Below are 18,489 nucleotides of genomic sequence, written 5' to 3'. Positions count from 1 at the left end.
CTAGCCGCTTTTCTGGCGGTCGATCTTGCCAATTCGCTCGCCTTTTCCTCGTCCTGCCTCCTGCGCCGATCCGAACGTCGTGAGGGCGCGCGGGTTCCCGCTCGCCGCGCGGCTGGTTGAAGAAGTCATTGATGATGTCATTGATGAAAAAGATGACATTGAAGAAGGAACATAAGTCCGGCAGCCCGGTTCGGGACCCACGATCAACCAGGGTCCGGAACGATTTCATGGAAACCATTCTTGTCACCGGTGGCTGCGGCTTCATTGGCAGATATGTCGTCGAAGAGCTTCTTCAACAAAATTATGGCGTAACGGTCCTGGATGCGCTCATCGGGCAGGTCCACGGCGGCGCGGAAATCGACATGCCTTCCCGCGTACGGACGATCCGCGGCGACGTTCGCGATCGCGCGTGCCTCGACCGGGCGCTGGAAGGGGCCGACGGCGTCATTCACCTCGCAGCCGAGGTGGGCGTGGGCCAGTCGATGTACGAGATCGACCGCTATGTCGGGGCGAACGATCTGGGTACGGCGACGCTGTTGCAAGCCATGATCGACAAACCGGTCCGCCGCATCGTGGTCGCCTCGTCCATGAGCGTTTACGGCGAGGGCCGTTACACGTCGCAGGGAAACCCGTGCGGCCTCGTGCGGCGCGCGTCCGATAGGCTCAAGGCGGGAGAATGGGAACCCGTCGCCTCCGACGAGGGACGGCTGGAACCCGTCGCCACCGATGAGGAGAAGCCGGTAGACCTCGCCTCCATCTATGCCTTGACCAAATATATGCAGGAAAGGCAGTGCCTCATCTTTGGAAGTGCCTATCCGACCGAAGCGGTGGCGTTGCGCCTCTTCAACGTGTTCGGCGCCGGCCAGGCGCTGTCCAATCCCTATACGGGCGTCCTTGCCAATTTCGCATCCCGTCTCGCCAATGGCCGCGCGCCCATGATCTTCGAAGACGGACGGCAGCGGCGCGACTTCGTCCATGTCGAGGATGTGGCACGGGCGTTCCGGCTTGCCTACGAGAAGCGCGCGGCGGCCGGTCATGTGATCAATGTCGGAAGCGGTCGCTCCTATGCCATCGCCGATATCGCGGCCATGCTCGCCGAAGCCATGGGCCATCCGGAGCTTCAGCCCGAGATTCTCGGCAAGGCGCGTGCCGGCGACATTCGCCACTGCTTCGCCGACATTTCGAAAGCCCGCGAGCTTCTGGGTTTCGAACCGCAGCACGATCTGCGAGGCGCGCTCAGGCCCTTCGTGGACTGGGTGAGGACGAGCGAGGCCGTCGACCGCAGCGCCGAGATGCGCCGGCAGCTTGAGGATCGGGGGCTGGTATCATGACGAGGTGGAATCGGAACGGCCGGCAATTCGGTTTCGTCGAATGGTTCCGGCCCGGCGAGAACGACAAGGTGGAGAGCGCCGTCGCGCAGATGCAATCTGCCGGCGCCAGCCACCTGCGTACACATCTTTCCTGGGCCGAATACCTCGCGCCCGGCGGCGAAGAGTGGTTCGACTGGCTTATTCCCTTTCTGGGAGAGCGTATCGATCTTCTGCCCTGCCTGCATTATACGCCGCCGTCCATGTCGCGCACCGGCAAGTCTTCCGGAGCACCCGTCGATCTGAAATCCTATGCCGATTTCGTCGATCATGTGCTTACCCGCTACGGGCGTCATTTCCGGCATATCGAACTCTGGAACGAGCCGAACAATCTTCTCGACTGGGACTGGCGGGCCGACAGCGACTTTTCGATGTTCTGCGAAATGGTCGGCGGCGCAGCCTACTGGGCGAAACGCCGCGGCTGGAAACCGGTGCTCGGCGGACCTTCCCCCTTCGATCCCTTCTGGCTCGACCTGATGGGTGAGCGCGGCGTGCTCGGTGTCGTCGACGCCGTCGGCTTTCATGGTTTCCCCGGCACCTGGGACAGCGAAGAGGGGTCCTGGGGCGGGTGGGACATGCATCTCGGCGAGATGCGGCGCATCCTCGACCGCTACAATTCGTCCGCAGAACTGTGGGTGACGGAAACGGGGTATTCGACCTGGCGCAACGACGAGATGGAGCAGGTGCGCCGCTTCAGGAAGGCGCTGAACGTGCCGGCCGACCGTGTCTACTGGTATGCCTGGCGCGACGTGCCGCCGGACGTGCCGGTGCAGGAGGGCCTGTGGTTCGATCCACGCCACTATCACATGGGCGCGGTGACGCATGACGACCAGCCGAAGCTGCTGGCGCGGTTGCTCGGCGAAGGCGGGCTGGAGAAGCTCGAAAACGTGGCCGGCCTCGATGCGCCGAACCTTGCCAAGGGGGTGTCGCCCGTCGTCATCACGGGCGGAAGCGGCTTCATCGGATCGAACCTTGCCGAAAGCCTGCTTGCCGATGGCGAGGAGGTCGTCATCCTCGACAACCTCGCCCGGCCGGGCGTGGACGAGAACCTCGCCTGGCTGCGCGAAAACTTCGCAAGCCGTGTCCATCCGCTGCTTGCGGACGTCCGCGACCTTCTGGCGATCGAGCCGGCGTTCAAGGATGCGAAGGCCGTCTATCACCTCGCCGCGCAGACCGCCGTCACCACCAGCCTCGACCATCCGATCGACGATTTCGAGACGAATGCGCGTGGCACGCTGAACGTGCTGGAAGCCGTGCGGCGGGCCGGGCGTCGGGCACCGGTCATCTTTTCCAGCACCAACAAGGTCTATGGGCCGCTCGACGACCTGGCGATGCTGACGGCCGACGACCGCTACGTGCCGGTGGACGAGGCGACGCGCCTCCACGGCGTCGGCGAGACGCGCCCGCTGAACTTCTGCACGCCCTATGGCTGCTCCAAAGGCGTGGCCGACCAATACGTGCTCGACTACGCGAAATCCTATGGCATTCCCGCCGCCGTGCTGCGCATGAGCTGCATCTACGGCCCGCGCCAGTTCGGCACGGAGGACCAGGGCTGGGTGGCGCATTTTCTTTTGCGCGCGCTCGCCGGCGAACCGGTCGTCGTCTACGGAGACGGGCGGCAGGTGCGCGATGTCCTGAACGTGCGCGATGCCGTCCGGGCCTATCGCGGCCTTTTGTCGAGCATCGAAACGGTCAACGGCAAGCCGTTCAACCTCGGCGGCGGACCGGAAAATGCCGTCAGCATCATCGCCATGTTGCGCGAAATCGAGCGCATGACGGGCAGCCGCCTCGATATCCGCTTCGACGAATGGCGACAGGGCGATCAATTCTACTTCGTCGCCGACACCCGGCGGCTGCAGGCGGCGATCGACTGGCAGCCAAGGATGAACTGGCGGCGCGGTGTTCGTGATCTCGCCGACTGGTTGATGCAGAACCGGCCGCAGCTGCGCGCCGCCCGCAGCGAAAAACGCAAGGTGTCGGCATGACGGACGGCCCGAAGCGCATCCTCATGACATGCGACGCCGTCGGCGGCGTCTGGCGATATGCGGTGGATCTCGCCGGGGGGCTGAAGCAGCAGGGCATGGATGTGGTCCTCGCCGTGCTCGGCCCGGCGCCGACGCCTGCGCAGAGGCAGGAGGCGGCGGCCGTGGAGACGTTGATCGCGGTGGATCTGCCGCTCGACTGGATGGTGGACGATCCTCGAGACCTCGCAGCAGTACCGGCGCGGCTCGCCGCGATTGCCGATGAGCACGACGTCGATCTCGTGCACCTCAACCTTCCGTCGCAGGCGGCCGGCTTTCCGCAAGGGCGGCCGGTTCTCGCGGTTTCGCACTCCTGCACGGTCACCTGGTTCGCGGCGGTGCGCGGCACCGATGTGCCGCCCGGCTGGGCCTGGCAGAAGACGATCAACCGGGCCGGGTTCGACCGGGCCGACCACATCGTCGCGCCGGGCGCCAGCCATGCAGCACTTCTTCGAGCAGCGTACCATCCTCTTTCGGACGTGACCGTCATTCACAATGCCAGCGCCGTCACCGCGGGTGCGGCGCTCAAGGACCGGTACGTCTTTGCGGCGGGCCGGTGGTGGGATGAGGGCAAGAACGCCCGCGTCCTGGACGAGGCCGCGGCGATGATCGGCTGGCCCGTCGTGATGGTCGGAGCCAACTCGGCAAACGGGCAGGGCGTCGATATCGAGCATGCGCTTTTGCGCGGTGCGCTACCGCATGAGGAGACCATGGCACTGATGAGGCGGGCGGCCATCGTCGTCTCTCCCTCGCTGTACGAGCCGTTCGGACTGGCCGCGCTGGAGGCTGCGCGGTGCGGTTGTGCGCTGGTCCTCGCCGACATCCCGACCTATCGCGAACTGTGGGATGGTTGCGCCCTGTTCTTCGACGCGAAGGACGCCGGCGACCTGGCGCGACAGGTCAATCATCTTTCGGCCGACGATCGATTGCGAGCGCGGCTCGTCTCAGCGGCGCAACAGCGGGCCGGGCGCTATGCCCTCCCGGCGCAGGTCGCCGCATATCGTCGGCTCTACGAGGCCGCTTGTCGGCCGGCCCATCTCGAAGCCGCAGCGGAGTAGTCATGAAGTTCCTGTTCTATAGCCATTCGCTCGTCTCCTGCTGGAACCACGGCAATGCGCATTTCCTGCGCGGCGTCATGCGCGACCTTCGGCGGCGGGGCCATCAGGCCCTGGCGCTGGAACCGGAAGACAGCTGGAGCCGCATGAATCTCGTCCGCGACCAGGGCGAAGCCGCGCCCGCGCGCTTCGCCGCGACATTTCCGGAGTTGACGTCGCTTTCCTACGGGCCGGACTTCGATCATGAAATGGCGCTGGCGGATGCCGATGTCGTCATCGTTCACGAATGGACCGATCCGAAGATCGTGGAGAGGGTGGGAAAGGTGCGGCAATCCGGCGGCGATTTCACGCTTCTGTTTCACGACACCCATCACCGGGCGGTGTCCGCGCAGGCCGACATTGCCGCAATGCGCCTTGCGCCATTCGACGGTGTGCTGGCGTTCGGGGAGACGCTGCGCGAGCGGTATTTGCGCGCCGGCTGGGGACGCTCGGTCTTTACGTGGCACGAGGCGGCGGACGACGCGCTGTTTCGCCCGATGCCGGGCCTCGAGAAGACCGGCGACCTCGTGTGGATCGGCAATTGGGGTGACGACGAGCGCTCGGAGGAAATCGCCACCTTCCTCGTGGAGCCCGCGGCCGAACTCGGTCTGGCCACGACGATCTACGGCGTCCGCTATCCCGATGAGGCGCTGGCATCGCTCCAACGCGCCGGCATCGCCTATCGCGGCTGGACCGCCAATGCCGACGTACCGCGCATTTTCGCGCAACATGATGTCACCGTGCATATTCCCCGGCGTCCCTACGTGACCCATCTGCCGGGAATTCCGACGATCCGGGTTTTCGAGGCGCTCGCCTGCGGCATCCCGCTGATTTCCGCACCTTGGGACGATGTCGAGGGCCTGTTCCGCACCAACACGGACTACCTCGTCGCCCGCGACGGCGGGGAGATGACGCAACTGTTGCGCGGCGTGCTTGCCGATGATGCCCGACGAGCGGAACTGGTGAAAAACGGTCTCGAGACGATACGGGCGCGCCACACCTGCCGCCATCGTGTCGATCAATTGCTGGAGATTCTCGCCCTGTGTGGAACGCGGCGGGCAACCGATCAACTGAAGCGCGCGGAGGCAGCGGAATGAAGATCGCATTTTACGGATCGAGCCTTCTTTCCGCCTACTGGAACGGAGCGGCCACCTACTATCGCGGGCTGCTGCGTGCGCTCGCCAAGCGCGGCTACGACATCACCTTCTACGAGCCGGATGTCTTCGGCCGCCAGGAGAACCGCGACATCGATCCGCCGGACTGGTGCCGCGTCGCGGTCTATCCCGGCACATTGGAAGGCCTGAAATCGGCGAGCGCCCACGCGGCCGCGGCCGACGTCGTCGTCAAGGCGAGCGGCGTCGGTTTCGAGGACGACCTGTTGCTCGCGCAGGTCATGCAGCACGCGCGGCCCACGGCGTTGAAGATATTCTGGGATGTCGACGCGCCGGCGACGCTCGCCGAACTCGCGGCGGTGCCGGACCATCCGTTGCGCAAGGCGCTGCCGGACCTGCATCTCGTCCTCACCTATGGCGGAGGCGACCCCGTCGCGCGCGCATATCGCGCTCTCGGCGCGCGCGCGTGCATTCCCGTCTACAATGCCCTCGATCCGCAAACCCATCATCCCGTCGCAAAGATCGGCCGGTTCGCCGTGGATCTCGCCTTTCTCGGCAATCGCCTGCCGGACCGGGAGGCGCGGGTCGAGGAATTCTTCTTCGGCCCGGCGCTGGCCTGTCCGGACCAACGGTTCCTGATCGGAGGTTCCGGCTGGGACGACAAGCCGATGCCGTCCAATATAAGCCTGGTCGGGCACGTTTCGACGCGCGACCACAATGCCTTCAACGTCTCGCCGAAGATCGTGCTCAACGTCTCGCGTGACAGTATGGCGCGCAATGGTTTTTCGCCCGCCACCCGCGTGTTCGAGGCCGCGGGGGCAGGGGCATGCCTGCTCACCGATGCCTGGGAGGGTATCGAGCAGTTCCTCAAGCCGGGGGAAGAGGTGCTGGTGGCGCGGGACGGTAAGGACGTTGCGGCCATCTTGCGATCGGTGACGCCGGAAAAGGCGCAGGCCATGGGAAAACGGGCGATGGTGCGCGTGCTGGCGGAACATACCTATGAGCGCCGGGCCCAACTCGTCGACCGCCTGCTTCGCGAGCGAAAAGCCTCCCCCCTGGAGGCAGCGGAATGAACAAGTGTCTCGACATCGTCTTCATCGGCCTTTCCCTGTCTTCGGCCTGGGGGAACGGCCACGCGACAACCTACCGGGCGCTGTTGCGCGGGCTGAAAAGCAAGGGATGCCGGCTCACCTTTCTCGAACGGGACGTGCCCTGGTATGCGGCGCACCGCGATCTTCCGCAGCCGGATTTCTGCGATCTGTTCCTTTATTCCGATCCGGACGAGTTGATGAGGAGGTTCGGCGCCCGCTTGCTGGAGGCGGACGCAGTGATCGTCGGCTCCTATGTGCCCGACGGTGTCGGCGTCATCGATCGCGTCGCCGCCCTGTCCCCGCGGCGCCTCTGCTTCTACGACATCGACACGCCGGTGACGCTGGCGAAACTGGACCGTTCGGATGCGGAATATCTCGCGCGGCGCCAGATGCACCTGTTCGATCTCTACCTGTCCTTCTCCGGCGGCACCGTGCTGAAAACGCTGGAGCGCGACTACGGCGTCCGCAAGGCCGCAGCGCTCTACTGCGCGGTCGATCGGGACCGTTATGCGCCGACCGGCGCACCGCTTGTCTGGGACCTCGGTTATCTCGGCACCTACAGCCCGGACCGGCAGCCGGGACTGGAGCGGCTTCTCATCGAACCGGCAAGACGCTTGCCGCATATGCGCTTCGTGGTGGCGGGACCGCAGTTTCCGGCGGGTATCGACTGGCCGGACAACGTCGAGCGCGTCGATCACGTCTCACCCGCGGATCACGCGGATTTCTACAGCCGCCAGCGCTTCACGCTGAACCTCACCCGCGCCGACATGGTGGCGGCGGGTTGGTCGCCGAGCGTTCGGCTGTTCGAGGCGGCAGCCTGCGGCGTCCCGATCATCAGCGATTATTGGCAAGGCCTTTCCGGGTTGCTCGGGAACGCCGTGCTGATCGCCCGGGACACCGAGGATGTCGTCTCCGCACTGTCACAGCTTCCGGAGGTCCGTCGGCGGGAGATCGCCCGCGATGCCAACCGGATCGTGCTCGACCGTCACACGGGCGAGGCGCGCGCCGGCCAGTTGATCGCGGCGCTGAAGGAGATGGCCGGCCAGGCCCGCGACGCATCTTCCCGCTCCACGAACCATCGGGAGGCCCCCCATGCTCGAACGCACGCGTGACGGCAAGTCGAAGACGGTCCTCGTGGCAGGCGGCGCGGGCTTCGTCGGTTCCCATCTTTGCGATCTGCTTCTCGGGCAGGGCCACCGGGTTATCTGCCTCGACAATTACCTGACGGGCACGCAAGCGAATGTGCGGCCGCTTGAGAACCATCCGTCTTTCGCCTCGATCGAGGCCGACATCTGCGAGCCGCTGCGGATCGACGAGCGGGTGGACCAGATCTACAATCTGGCCTGCGCCGCCTCGCCGCCGCACTATCAGGCGGACCCGGTCCACACGATGATGACCTGCGTCGTCGGAACCCGGAACCTGCTCGCCGTCGCCGAGCGTGATCAGGCCTCGTTCCTGCAGGCCTCCACTAGCGAAATCTACGGCGAACCGGAAGCACATCCGCAGGTCGAGGATTACCGCGGCAACGTCAACTGCACCGGCCCGCGCGCCTGCTACGACGAAGGCAAGCGCGCGGCCGAGGCGCTCTGCTTCGATGTCCTGCGCGAGGGCAGGGTCGATGCGCGTGTCGCGCGCATCTTCAACACCTACGGTCCCCGCATGCGGGCGGATGACGGGCGCATCGTCTCGAACCTCATTGTCCAGGCTCTATCCGGCAAGCCGCTGACCGTCTACGGCACCGGCCAGCAGACCCGTTCCTTCTGCTATGTCAGCGATCTGGTCGCCGGGCTGACCGCATTGATGGAGGTCGATCCCAACCCGCGGCTTCCCGTCAATCTCGGCAATCCGGAGGAGTTCACCATTCTGGAACTCGCGGAACGGGTGGCCGATATGGTGCAGACATCGTCGGCGCTCGAGTTCCGGCCGCTGCCAACCGACGATCCGACACGTCGGCGGCCGGATGTGACGCGCGCCAGAACGCTGCTCGGATGGGCCCCGAAAGTCGGGCTGGCCACAGGACTGGACGCCACCATCGGCTGGTTCGCCGCCACCCTCCGCGACACGCACGATTACGGCCGTGCTCCGGCCACACGACGCACCGAGCCAGCCGGAGCCGCCCGATGACGGGGCATGATCGGGACCTGGAGCAATCCATCGCCTCGCTGGGCCCCTGGTTCCAGAACATCCGCATCGAGGGGGTCGAGACCGCGCCCGGGCATTTCCTGGGAGACTATCCCTCGTTCAAATGGGAGGGGTTCCGGCATGTCCTGCCGGACGATCTGGAAGGCCGCAGCGTTCTGGATGTCGGCTGCAACGCCGGCTTCTATTCCTTCGAGATGAAGCGGCGCAATGCGGGGCGCGTCGTCGGGATAGACAGTGACCCGCATTACCTGCGCCAGGCGTGCTTTGCAGCGGAGCGGCTCGACATGGATATCGAGTTTCGGCAGATGTCCGTCTACGACGTCGCAAAGCTCGGCGAACGCTTCGACCTCGTGATCTTCATGGGCGTGCTCTACCATCTGCGCCATCCGCTGCTGGCACTCGATCTTCTCCATGAACATGTCGTCGGCGACAGGATGCTGTTCCAATGCCTGCAACGGGGCGACGAGCGGGTTTTTGCGTTTGAAGAGGATTATCCGTTCTCCGAATGGGCCGTCTTCGACCGCGCCGAATTTCCGAAACTCTTTTTCGTCGAGCATCGTTACGCGGCCGATCCCACCAACTGGTTCCTGCCGAACAAGGCGGCTGCCGAGGCAATGCTGCGCAGCGCCGGCTTCACGATCGAAGCCAATCCCGAGCGGGAGGTCTATCTGTGCCGCCGTGGCCCGCGACCCTACGGCGTCGAACCGCCGCCCTCCGGCGGCTGAAGCGGCCTTACATCCCGAAACCTCGCAACGTTTACGCCGCGACAGGGTCATGAACCTGGCTGTGTCGCGAATAATGGTTTTGGCTGATCTCAATGCGTGTCAAATTTGATCTGCCGTCCGCGCCGGCGCGTAGAAGGAATCAGGAGCGAATACCGAATGAAAGAGAATGAGGCGATGAAAGAGATACGGCAACGAGATGCCGACAGGGCAGTGAAAGACCTGGTGAAGGAAATCCGGGGGGAGGATGTGCCCGAACGCATTCTTGAATTGGCGCGCGCATTGCAGGCGGCGCTCGACGCCCGCGAACATGACCGAAAATAGGCTCACTGCCTGAGGGGATTTCCGCCCATTTCCTCTGCCAGCGCTTCCCTTGCCCTGTTCAGGCGGCTCTTGATCGTGCCGATCGCGCAGTCCATCACGACAGCCGCTTCCTCGTAACTGAAGCCGAAGCCCGCGACCATGATCAGGATCTGCTGCTGATCGTCGCTCAACCGGAGGAGGGCCTTCCTGAATTCGCTTTCCGCGACGGACCATTCCTGACCGGCGGCAACCGTCAGATACTGGGAAACGCAGTCCGTCACGCCCGGCCCCTCGCGGGCCTTCTTGCGATACTGGGTGCAGAATGTATTGCGCAGGATCGTGAAGAGCCACGACTTGAGGCTGGTACCCGGGTGGAAGCTGTCGAGGCTCCTCAGCGCCCGGACCAACGTCTCCTGCACAAGGTCGTCGGCATCGCTCGGGTCGAGCGTGAACCTGCGGGCGAAGGCGCGCAGGGCTGGTATAAGGTCGACGACCTGTTCCGCCAAGGGCGCAGTTTGTGATTCCGGCAAACGCTGGGTTGGGGTCATCGTCCCGATCTTATAATTATGGTTTCGATAGAGAGGACCAACGCGCATCCCTTCCGAAGGTTGCGCGCGGTCAATCGAATCTTCGGGCCGCGGAATTGGTCGCCGTCATTGCGGGTCTTTCCGAACGACGCCTGAGGCTGGCGCTCACAACGTGATGGCGCGCGAGCAATGGCAGCCGCGGAGCATGCCTTTCTGCGGAACAAACGCAGGGGGTGCCGGTTCGACGGGCTGACCGTTACAAGGAGATGCAGATGTCGCGTTTTCCGCGCTCCCTTATTTTTCCCCTATCCGCCCTCCTCGCCCTCTCGCCGATCTCCGCGACAGCGCAGATCAAGGGGACGGTGGGGCGCGCATCCGATGTCGTGATCGAAGGCTCGATCCTCGAGCCGGAAAAAATCCAGGTGAGCCAGGACGACAAGCTGACGGCCCTTATCAAGGCGCCCGAAGGGTTCAAGGTCGAGGTCTTCGCCCGCGACCTTATCAACCCGCGCATGCTCGCTGTTTCGGATGCCGGTGTGCTCTACGCGACGCGGCGTTCGGTGGGCGATGTCGTCATGCTGAAGGATGACGACGCGGACGGCAAAGCGGATGGCGCGGTCACAGTGGCCAGCCGGCCTGGTTTGCATGGCATCGCCTTCGATGGCGGCAAGGTGTTCCTTGTCACCATCCACGACGTCTACACGGCCGACGTCAACGCCGATGGCACGTTCGGTCCGCTGACGCGTATCATCAACGATCTGCCGGATGCCGGCCAGCACGCCAACCGCACGCTCGCCATCGGCCCGGACGATATGCTCTACATCTCCTCCGGCAGCACCTGCAACGAATGCCGGGAGGATAATCCCGAAAACGCAACGTTGCTGCGCGCAAGCAAGGACGGCAAGAGCCGAACGATCTTCGCCAGCGGTCTCAGGAACATGATCGGCTTCGACTGGGAGCCGACGACGGGTGCGCTCTACGGTGTCGACCACGGCATCGACTGGCTGGGCGACGAGGTCCAGATCGAGGAGTTGAACCGCATCGAACAGGGCAAGAAATACGGCTGGCCCTATGTCTATGGCAAGAGCGGCCTCAACCCGCACATCGATCCGCCGGAAGGTATATCGCTCGAGGACTGGGCGAAGCAGTCGACAGAGCCCCTGCTCGGCTACACACCGCACAGCGCGCCGATGCAAATGGCGTTTTACGACGGCGACGCCTTTCCCGAGGACTATCGCGGCGATGCCTTCGTTGCCATGCGTGGCTCCTGGAACCGCCGTCCGCCGAGCGGCTACGAGGTGGTGCGCATCAATTTCGAGGACGGCAAGCCGGTGGCGTTCGAGCGCTTCCTGGAAGGTTTCCTGTTGCAGCAGGAGAACGGGAAATACGGCTATCTCGGCCGCTTGACCGGCGTGGCGGTGGGCAAAGACGGCGCGCTTTTCGTTGCCGATGACAGCAACGGCGTCGTCTATCGCGTGCGCCATGAGGGTGGGCGTCAGGCCTCGGCTGGCGATGCCAAGGCAATTCCAAACGTAATCGCCGAAAAGCCGGCCTCGCAGATCGCGTTCGACCTTGTCGAGGCGAGGCAGACGCAGCCGATCGCGGTGGGAGGGGCCTTCCCGGCGGACCAGCCGATCCCGCTCCAATATGCCGCCGATGGCGACAATGCGTCGCCGGCACTGGAATGGGACGGTGCCCCGGATGGCACGAAATCCTACGTCGTCATCGTCGACGACCCGGATGCCGACAGGCCGAAGCCGTTCACGCACTGGATCGCCTATGACGTTCCGGCCAGTGTGACCAAGCTGCGCGAGGGACTTCCCGGAACACCGGTCCTGCCGGAGCCGAAGGGCGTCAAGCAGGGCGCCAACAGCATGGGATCGATCGGCTATACCGGACCCAGGCCGCCCCTCGGCGATCCCGCGCATCACTACCACTTCCAGGTCTTTGCGCTTGATATCGAAGCTCTCGGGGTCGTTCCCGGCGCCGAGCGCGACGACGTCCTGAAGGCGATGGAGGACCACGTTCTTGGCAAGGGCCGGATCATCGGCACGTTCGAGCGCAAAGCGGCAGCCAACCAAGGAGGACTGAAACGATGAAAGCCCTGACCTGGCACGGTAAAAGCGATATTCGTTGCGAAAGCGTTCCCGATCCGCAGATCGAGGACGGTCGCGATGCGATCATCAAGGTGACGGCCTGCGCGATTTGCGGTTCGGACCTGCACATCTTCGACGGCGTCATTCCCAGCATGGAGCACGGCGACATCGTCGGCCACGAGACGATGGGCGAAGTGGTCGAAGTCGGATCGGACAACAAGGCGCTGAAGGTCGGCGACCGCGTCGTGGTGCCGTTCACCATTGCCTGCGGGGAGTGCTTCTTCTGCCAGCGCGGGCACTATTCCGGCTGCGAGCGGTCGAACCCAAACCGGAAGAAGGCGGCAAAGCTCTGGGGCAACTCGCCGGCGGGCCTGTTCGGCTATTCCCATCTGCTCGGCGGATTCAGCGGCGGACAGGCGGAATACATGCGGGTGCCCTATGCCGATGTCGGTCCGATCAAGGTGCCGGACGGGCTGACGGACGAGCAGGTTCTGTTCCTCTCCGACATCTTCCCGACCGGCTACATGGCGGCGGAATTCTGCAACATCAAACAGGGCGACACGATCGCGATCTGGGGCTGCGGCCCCGTCGGACAGATGGCGATCAGGAGCGCCTTCCTGCTCGGTGCCGAGCGGGTGATCGCCATCGACACGGTACCCGAGCGCAAGGCGATGGCCGAAGCCAGCGGCGCGCGCGTCCTCGATTTTCGGGACGAGGATATCTACGACCGCATCATGGACCTCACCGATGGCCGCGGTGCGGATGCCTGCATCGATGCGGTCGGGACCGAGCCGGATACGATGTCGGGCTTCGACGCCATGGTCGACCGCGTGAAGGTGGCGACGTTCATGGGAACCGACCGCCCGCATGTGCTGCGCCAGGCCATCCATTGCTGTCGAAACTTCGGGACCGTCTCCATCGTCGGCGTCTATGGCGGCTTCGTCGACAAGATCCCGATGGGCTCGGCGATCAACCGCGGCCTGACGTTCCGAATGGCGCAGACACCGGTCCAGCATTACCTGCCGCAACTGATGGGGCGCATCGACCGCGGCGAAATCGACCCGTCATTCGTCATCACCCATCGCGCCGGCCTGGAAGACGGGCCCGAACTTTACAAGACCTTCCGCGACAAGAAGGACGGTTGCATTAAGGTCGTGCTCAAGCCGTGAATGGGGGTGGAGCTACGACTGTCCGAGCAGACTTCGCCGCCGCGCTTCCGGAGGCGCGTTTTACGTGATCGTGGAGGAACAACTGTTGATCCTCCGAGTTCGCCTGTTCGAACCTCAAAGGCCGGAGATCAGTATGAACGACCAAGGAACCCGCCGCCCCGTTCCGCCGCAGCCCGAGCAGGAGCAGGCCCCGCCCGGCCTCACCGCCGCCATGAAACCCCTGCCGGACCATGGAGAAGAGAGCTATGTCGGGGCAGGCCGCCTCAAAGGAAAGGTGGCGCTGATCACCGGCGCGGATTCCGGTATCGGCCGCGCGGTCGCCATTGCCTTTGCCCGCGAAGGCGCAGACGTCGTCATTTCCTACCTCTCCGAGGATCAGGACGCCAGGGAAACCGCGCGCTGGGTTGAAGAGGAAGATCGCAAGGCGCTTGTACTGGCCGGCGACATAACGAGCGAGGAGCACTGCACCCATCTCGTCGACCGCTGCCTGGAGCGTTTCGGGCAGCTCGACATTCTCGTTAACAATGCCGCCTTTCAGCGGACCTATGCCGACGTCGGCGATATCAGCACCGCGGAATGGGACCGGACCTTTCGAACCAATATCTATGCACCGTTCTTCCTTGCCCGTGCGGCGATCCCGCACATGAAGCCCGGCAGCTCGATCATCAACACGACCTCGATCCAGTCACGCCAACCGTCGCCCCACCTTCTCGCCTATGCCTCCACGAAGGGGGCGATCTCCAATTTCACGGCGGGCCTTGCGGAGATGGTTGCCGACAAGGGCATACGGGTGAATGCCGTTGCGCCGGGGCCGATCTGGACGCCCCTCATTCCGTCCACCATGCCGCCGGAAAAGACGAAGACGTTCGGCAAGCAGTCTCTTCTTGGCCGTGCCGGCCAGCCCGCTGAACTGGCGGGCGCCTATGTCCTGCTCGCCTCCAACCTCGGCAGCTACATCACCGGCGCGGTCATTCCCGTGACCGGCGGCGAAATCATGATCTGAGGAGGCAGGCATGACCGATATTCGCAAACACGGGTTTGAGAGCGACGCGCAGTGGCGCGAGTATCTCGCCGAAATCGAGGAGGCCGCCGGTGGCTCCCGTCCGGGCGCAAGCCGGCAGGACAGTGCCCTCCGGGCGCTGGCCGCACTTTCGGCAGAGGTGGCGGGCTTGCGTGAACGCGTCGGGGCGCGCCTCCGGCTTCAAGCGCGGTCGCGCCGCCGGTGGCTGGGCCTATGCCTGTTGGCGGCGGCCCTGACGGCGGCATACCGCTGGCGGGCCACGAACCGCTTTGGGTAACCGGGACGGTTTGCGTAAAAGCGGCCTTAATCGCCAAGGCTTCGCCTGTGCTGCGCACTATCGGGAAACCGATGAAAGGAACGCGTCGGTCGATATTGCGTCCATCTGGGCGGTAAACCGGCTTTCGAGCAGCTTCAACGACGCGTCATGCGTTTCGTCCGTGCCGCTGCACACGGCGTCGGTGAGGATGATCGCGCGATAACCGAGATCGATCGCGCCCAGAGCCGTGGCGAGCACGCAGACATCGGTTTCACCACCGGTGATGGCCAATGTATCGACGTCGAACCCCTTCAGATAGGTGTGCAACCGGCCGTCGATCCAGGGGGAGTAGGTCCGCTTGTCGAAGACGGCCGCGGGGGGCGTGAACGCGGCAAGCTCGGGAAGCAGATCGTACATTTCGTGCGGCAGATGCTCGCCCGTCATCATCCGCCATTTTTCGTAATAGACGCGCCACATGCCGACGGCATCGGCGGGACGCGCCGGTGGCAGGAAGCGGGAGAAGATCGTGCGCTCGGCATGCCGCCCGACGACCTCCAGGACCTGCGGCGAGACCCGCTCCATCCAGGACACTTTCCAAGGCGTGTCCTCGGCGAACATGCGCTGCATATCCACGCAGATATGTCTCCACTCTCCGTTCATATCCGCTCCAGTCGCAGTGATCGGCACGCCACAGACCCGCCGTATGTCCGCCGTTTGCAGGAATGGGCGGAGACGTCGTATCTCCGCCCCGGCCGGCTCACGCGGCCCTGGACTTGCCTTCGCGGTTCACCTTCGCCTCGGCGAGCTGCGACAGGGCCTGGTCGGTCTTGGTTTCTTCGGCGAGCGTCTGGTCGAGCAACGTGGCGATGTCGTTCTTGCCGAGTTGCATGGCCCAGGACTTCAGCGTGCCGTAGCGGGCGATCTCATAGTGCTCGACCGCCTGGGCGGCCGCGAGCAGGCCGGCGTCGAGCGCGGGCGAATCCTTGAACTCCTCGAGGATTTCCTGGCCTTCCTCGATGATGCCGTCGATCGCAGGGCAGGTCTTGCCGCGCGCCGGTTTTCCGAGAAGCTCGAACACCTGGACAAGGCGTTCGATCTGTCCCTCGGTTTCCTGGAGGTGCTTGTCGAAGGCGGCCTTGAGCTCCTGGCCTTCCGCGCCGCGTATCATCTTTTTCAGGGCGGCGATGATCTTGCGCTCAGCGTAATAGATGTCCTTGAGACCATCGACGAAAAGATCTTCCATTGTCTTCGTGGGCATTGAACTCTCCTGTTTTTCTGGTGCCGTAACGGCTGGCGCGATCGCGCGGGGATTCAACAAATCTTTCCGGCCTTTGTTCCCGGAAACGTGGCGAGGCGCACCGCCCGCTATGCCGGCGGCACGGAGGCCTTGCCGAGCTTGACCGACGGCTCGCGCGCCCAGAGGCGCAGCTTGCCGAGTTCTGCAACAAAGGCCGACAGGCCGTCTTCGCCGGGCAGTTCGATCACGCCCTCGTCGAGCTTGTCGGCAATCCCCGCCAGTTGCATGAGCGGGAGCGCGTCGGCGACGTAGCCGATGAACTTGCAGTGCTGGAAGGCGTCGGCGACAAAGTCGCGCGCGGTCGCCTCCTGCAGGAGATCGTCGGCCGCTCCCTTTGCCGGTAGCAGCGCCACCGCGTCGAACAGCACCGAAGGTCCGCCGTCGATCATGAAGTGCGCCGGCACCCACGACCCGTCGGACGCCGTGACGCCGCCGACTTTCGGCGCGATCAAGGCGATCTCCGCCTTCTCCGCGAGAATGGCATCCTGCAAGCCGGTCAGCAGATGGATATCGACGCCGTCGGTGACGAGAATGCCGAGCTTTCGCCCCTCAAAGCGTTTCGGCCCCCGTTTCACGATGCTGAGCGCCGGAGAGGGATCGAGGTCCTGCCTGGTCGGCATCGCGGCATCCGCCGGCTGCGGCATGGACCGGAAACCGAGTTTGGCGGCGACCGTATTGGCGAGCGTTTCGTCGATGTTCATCAGATGAGAGACGAGCCTTTCGCGGATGACAGGCGTTTCGACCTTGCTGAGTTCGAAGGTCAGCGCGGCCGCGATATGCCGCTGCTCGGGTGGCGTCTGGCTGATGTAGAACTGGCGTGCCTGGCTGTAATGGTCGGCGAAGCTCTCGGGGCGCAGCCGTATTTTTTCGCCCCGTTCTTCCGCGGGAAAATGCGGAAATCCGTCAGCCGGCGATTCACGCGGCCCTTCTCCCCAGGAGTTCGGCTGGTAGTTGGCCCGGCCGGTGGGGTTGCGCATGGCCATGTGCCCGTCCTGCTGGAAATGGTGGAAAGGACATTTCGGCGCGTTGATCGGGATATGCGTGAAGTTCGGGCTGCCGAGACGCTTGAGCTGCGTATCGAGATAGGAGAAATTCCGCCCCTGCAGCAGTGGATCGTTGGAAAAATCGATGCCCGGCGGCACGTTCTGCGTCATGAAGGCGACCTGCTCCGTCTCGGCGAAGAAATTCTCGGGCATGCGATCGAGAACGAGACGGCCGACGGGCTTTGGCGGGAGTATCTCCTCGGGAATGATCTTGGTTGGGTCGAGGATATCGAAGTCGAAACCGTCGGCGAAATCCTGATCGAAAAGCTGGAGACAGAGTTCCCATTCGGGAAAGTTGCCGGCCTGGATGGCGTTCCAGAGGTCGCGGCGATGATAATCGGGATCCGCACCGTTGATTTTCACGGCCTCGTTCCAGGCAACGGACTGGAGGCCGAGCTTGGGCTTCCAGTGGAACTTCACGAAGGTGGATTCCCCCTTTGCGTTGACGAGGCGGAAGGTGTGAACGCCGAACCCTTCCATGAAGCGGAAGGAGCGCGGGATGGCGCGGTCGGACATGATCCACATGATCATGTGCATGCTTTCGGGCGTCAGGCTGATGAAATCCCAGAAATTGTCGTGCGCGCTCTGGGCCTGCGGGAAGGCCCGGTCCGGCTCCTGCTTGACCGCATGCACCATGTCGGGGAACTTGATCGCGTCCTGGATGAAGAAGACCGGGATGTTGTTGCCGACGAGGTCCCAGTTGCCCTCCTGCGTATAGAGCTTGACGGCGAAGCCGCGGACATCGCGGGCGAGATCGAACGATCCCTTGTTGCCGGCCACCGTGGAAAAGCGGACGAAGGCCGGCGTCTTCTCGCCGGGGCGCTGGAATAGGTCCGCCCTGGTATAGGCGGCAAGCGATTCATAGGTTTCGAAGAAACCGTGCGCACCATAGCCACGCGCGTGCACGACCCGTTCGGGAATGCGTTCGTGGTCGAAATGGAAGATCTTCTCGCGGAAATGGAAGTCGTCGATCAAAAGCGGCCCGCGCGCGCCGACGCGCAGCGAGTTCTGGTCGTCGGCGACGGGGCCGCCCTGGGCGGTCGTCAGGACAGGCGTTTCGCCCTCTGCAACCTGGTGCAGTTCGCCGCCGTTGCCGCGCATCATCTTCTGATCGTGGATCTGCGCGGCCGTCGCCGGCTTTTTTTTGGGTGTCGAGGTGTCGGTTGCGGATTTTGACGTGGTGCTCTTGGCCATGGGGGTGCTCCCTGTTTGCGGGGAACGAACCAAG

General features: G+C 64.1%; 17 protein-coding genes. 13 read left to right on the top strand and 4 right to left on the bottom strand.

Translation table 11 applies throughout. The annotated features are described in order from the left end of the window. Positions 1-227: 227 nt before the first annotated feature. The 9 genes from VGN93_RS23100 (at position 228) to VGN93_RS23060 (ending at position 9,873) form a co-directional block, all read left to right on the top strand. A complete protein-coding gene (locus VGN93_RS23100) occupies positions 228-1,331 on the top strand; it encodes an NAD-dependent epimerase/dehydratase family protein (RefSeq protein WP_327509344.1) in 1,104 nt (367 codons plus the stop codon). Then, positions 1,328-3,352 carry an NAD-dependent epimerase/dehydratase family protein gene (locus VGN93_RS23095; protein WP_327509343.1) on the top strand — a complete coding sequence of 675 codons (2,025 nt, stop codon included), beginning with the start codon at positions 1,328-1,330 and terminating at the stop codon, positions 3,350-3,352. Before VGN93_RS23100 ends, VGN93_RS23095 begins: the two co-directional genes overlap by 4 nt. Continuing rightward, the gene (locus VGN93_RS23090) at positions 3,349-4,446 is read left to right on the top strand and encodes a glycosyltransferase family 4 protein (protein WP_327509342.1); all 1,098 of its coding nucleotides are present in this window, start codon (positions 3,349-3,351) and stop codon (positions 4,444-4,446) included. Before VGN93_RS23095 ends, VGN93_RS23090 begins: the two co-directional genes overlap by 4 nt. A 2-nt stretch (positions 4,447-4,448) precedes the next feature. After that, positions 4,449-5,579 carry a CgeB family protein gene (locus VGN93_RS23085; RefSeq protein WP_327509341.1) on the top strand — a complete coding sequence of 377 codons (1,131 nt, stop codon included), beginning with the start codon at positions 4,449-4,451 and terminating at the stop codon, positions 5,577-5,579. Then, positions 5,576-6,667, top strand: coding sequence for a CgeB family protein (locus VGN93_RS23080; RefSeq protein ID WP_327509340.1), 1,092 nt, complete (start codon positions 5,576-5,578; stop codon positions 6,665-6,667). The genes VGN93_RS23085 and VGN93_RS23080 overlap by 4 nt, the downstream gene beginning before the upstream one ends. Then, the gene (locus VGN93_RS23075) at positions 6,664-7,797 is read left to right on the top strand and encodes a CgeB family protein (protein ID WP_327509339.1); all 1,134 of its coding nucleotides are present in this window, start codon (positions 6,664-6,666) and stop codon (positions 7,795-7,797) included. The genes VGN93_RS23080 and VGN93_RS23075 overlap by 4 nt, the downstream gene beginning before the upstream one ends. Further along, positions 7,778-8,809 carry a UDP-glucuronic acid decarboxylase family protein gene (locus VGN93_RS23070; RefSeq protein WP_327509338.1) on the top strand — a complete coding sequence of 344 codons (1,032 nt, stop codon included), beginning with the start codon at positions 7,778-7,780 and terminating at the stop codon, positions 8,807-8,809. Before VGN93_RS23075 ends, VGN93_RS23070 begins: the two co-directional genes overlap by 20 nt. Next, the gene (locus VGN93_RS23065) at positions 8,806-9,552 is read left to right on the top strand and encodes a TIGR04290 family methyltransferase (protein WP_327509337.1); all 747 of its coding nucleotides are present in this window, start codon (positions 8,806-8,808) and stop codon (positions 9,550-9,552) included. Before VGN93_RS23070 ends, VGN93_RS23065 begins: the two co-directional genes overlap by 4 nt. A 156-nt stretch (positions 9,553-9,708) precedes the next feature. Further along, entirely contained in the window at positions 9,709-9,873 is a 165-nt protein-coding gene (locus tag VGN93_RS23060; protein ID WP_327509336.1) for a hypothetical protein, read from the top strand. A gap of 2 nt (positions 9,874-9,875) precedes the next feature. Here VGN93_RS23060 and VGN93_RS23055 read toward each other — a convergent pair whose 3' ends face one another. Next, on the bottom strand, positions 9,876-10,400 hold the full coding sequence (locus VGN93_RS23055; RefSeq protein WP_327509335.1) for a sigma-70 family RNA polymerase sigma factor: 525 nt from the start codon (positions 10,398-10,400) through the stop codon (positions 9,876-9,878). 251 nt (positions 10,401-10,651) lie between these two features. Between VGN93_RS23055 and VGN93_RS23050 the strand changes: the two genes are divergently transcribed. The 4 genes from VGN93_RS23050 to VGN93_RS23035 all read left to right on the top strand — a co-directional run bounded on the left by VGN93_RS23050 (position 10,652) and on the right by VGN93_RS23035 (position 14,942). Next, positions 10,652-12,478 carry a YbhB/YbcL family Raf kinase inhibitor-like protein gene (locus VGN93_RS23050; RefSeq protein ID WP_327509334.1) on the top strand — a complete coding sequence of 609 codons (1,827 nt, stop codon included), beginning with the start codon at positions 10,652-10,654 and terminating at the stop codon, positions 12,476-12,478. Continuing rightward, positions 12,475-13,644, top strand: a complete 1,170-nt coding sequence (locus tag VGN93_RS23045; RefSeq protein ID WP_327509333.1) for a zinc-dependent alcohol dehydrogenase — start codon at positions 12,475-12,477, stop codon at positions 13,642-13,644. Before VGN93_RS23050 ends, VGN93_RS23045 begins: the two co-directional genes overlap by 4 nt. A 133-nt stretch (positions 13,645-13,777) precedes the next feature. Beyond that, a complete protein-coding gene (locus VGN93_RS23040; protein WP_327509332.1) occupies positions 13,778-14,647 on the top strand; it encodes an SDR family oxidoreductase in 870 nt (289 codons plus the stop codon). A 10-nt stretch (positions 14,648-14,657) separates the two neighbouring features. After that, on the top strand, positions 14,658-14,942 hold the full coding sequence (locus tag VGN93_RS23035) for a hypothetical protein (RefSeq protein ID WP_327509331.1): 285 nt from the start codon (positions 14,658-14,660) through the stop codon (positions 14,940-14,942). A 57-nt stretch (positions 14,943-14,999) separates the two neighbouring features. On the opposite strand, the gene VGN93_RS23030 is transcribed toward VGN93_RS23035, so the two are convergent. The 3 genes from VGN93_RS23030 to catE all read right to left on the bottom strand — a co-directional run bounded on the left by VGN93_RS23030 (position 15,000) and on the right by catE (position 18,365). After that, the gene (locus VGN93_RS23030) at positions 15,000-15,548 is read right to left on the bottom strand and encodes a cysteine hydrolase (protein ID WP_327509369.1); all 549 of its coding nucleotides are present in this window, start codon (positions 15,546-15,548) and stop codon (positions 15,000-15,002) included. 130 nt (positions 15,549-15,678) lie between these two features. Continuing rightward, the gene (locus tag VGN93_RS23025) at positions 15,679-16,179 is read right to left on the bottom strand and encodes a ferritin-like domain-containing protein (RefSeq protein WP_327509330.1); all 501 of its coding nucleotides are present in this window, start codon (positions 16,177-16,179) and stop codon (positions 15,679-15,681) included. Between the two features lie 107 nt (positions 16,180-16,286). Then, positions 16,287-18,365 (bottom strand): catalase C, encoded by a 2,079-nt coding sequence (gene catE / locus VGN93_RS23020; protein ID WP_327509368.1) that lies wholly within the window; start codon positions 18,363-18,365, stop codon positions 16,287-16,289. Between the last annotated feature and the right edge of the window lie 124 nt (positions 18,366-18,489).

The organism is Shinella sp., from assembly GCF_035998705.1.
Lineage (GTDB): Bacteria > Pseudomonadota > Alphaproteobacteria > Rhizobiales > Rhizobiaceae > Shinella.
This window is presented reverse-complemented; position numbering and strand designations above follow the sequence as displayed.

Bases quoted from the DNA above. Each gene is read 5' to 3' on its own strand.
- VGN93_RS23045 (WP_327509333.1), top strand. From the start codon at position 12,475: ATGAAAGCCCTGACCTGGCACGGTAAAAGCGATATTCGTTGCGAAAGC.
- VGN93_RS23035 (WP_327509331.1), top strand. From the start codon at position 14,658: ATGACCGATATTCGCAAACACGGGTTTGAGAGCGACGCGCAGTGGCGC.
- catE (WP_327509368.1), bottom strand. From the start codon at position 18,365: ATGATGCGCGGCAACGGCGGCGAACTGCACCAGGTTGCAGAGGGCGAA.
- VGN93_RS23060 (WP_327509336.1), top strand. From the start codon at position 9,709: ATGAAAGAGAATGAGGCGATGAAAGAGATACGGCAACGAGATGCCGAC.
- VGN93_RS23100 (WP_327509344.1), top strand. From the start codon at position 228: ATGGAAACCATTCTTGTCACCGGTGGCTGCGGCTTCATTGGCAGATAT.
- VGN93_RS23065 (WP_327509337.1), top strand. From the start codon at position 8,806: ATGACGGGGCATGATCGGGACCTGGAGCAATCCATCGCCTCGCTGGGC.
- VGN93_RS23080 (WP_327509340.1), top strand. From the start codon at position 5,576: ATGAAGATCGCATTTTACGGATCGAGCCTTCTTTCCGCCTACTGGAAC.
- VGN93_RS23095 (WP_327509343.1), top strand. From the start codon at position 1,328: ATGACGAGGTGGAATCGGAACGGCCGGCAATTCGGTTTCGTCGAATGG.
- VGN93_RS23070 (WP_327509338.1), top strand. From the start codon at position 7,778: ATGCTCGAACGCACGCGTGACGGCAAGTCGAAGACGGTCCTCGTGGCA.
- VGN93_RS23050 (WP_327509334.1), top strand. From the start codon at position 10,652: ATGTCGCGTTTTCCGCGCTCCCTTATTTTTCCCCTATCCGCCCTCCTC.
- VGN93_RS23025 (WP_327509330.1), bottom strand. From the start codon at position 16,179: ATGCCCACGAAGACAATGGAAGATCTTTTCGTCGATGGTCTCAAGGAC.
- VGN93_RS23040 (WP_327509332.1), top strand. From the start codon at position 13,778: ATGAACGACCAAGGAACCCGCCGCCCCGTTCCGCCGCAGCCCGAGCAG.
- VGN93_RS23075 (WP_327509339.1), top strand. From the start codon at position 6,664: ATGAACAAGTGTCTCGACATCGTCTTCATCGGCCTTTCCCTGTCTTCG.
- VGN93_RS23090 (WP_327509342.1), top strand. From the start codon at position 3,349: ATGACGGACGGCCCGAAGCGCATCCTCATGACATGCGACGCCGTCGGC.
- VGN93_RS23030 (WP_327509369.1), bottom strand. From the start codon at position 15,548: ATGCAGCGCATGTTCGCCGAGGACACGCCTTGGAAAGTGTCCTGGATG.
- VGN93_RS23085 (WP_327509341.1), top strand. From the start codon at position 4,449: ATGAAGTTCCTGTTCTATAGCCATTCGCTCGTCTCCTGCTGGAACCAC.
- VGN93_RS23055 (WP_327509335.1), bottom strand. From the start codon at position 10,400: ATGACCCCAACCCAGCGTTTGCCGGAATCACAAACTGCGCCCTTGGCG.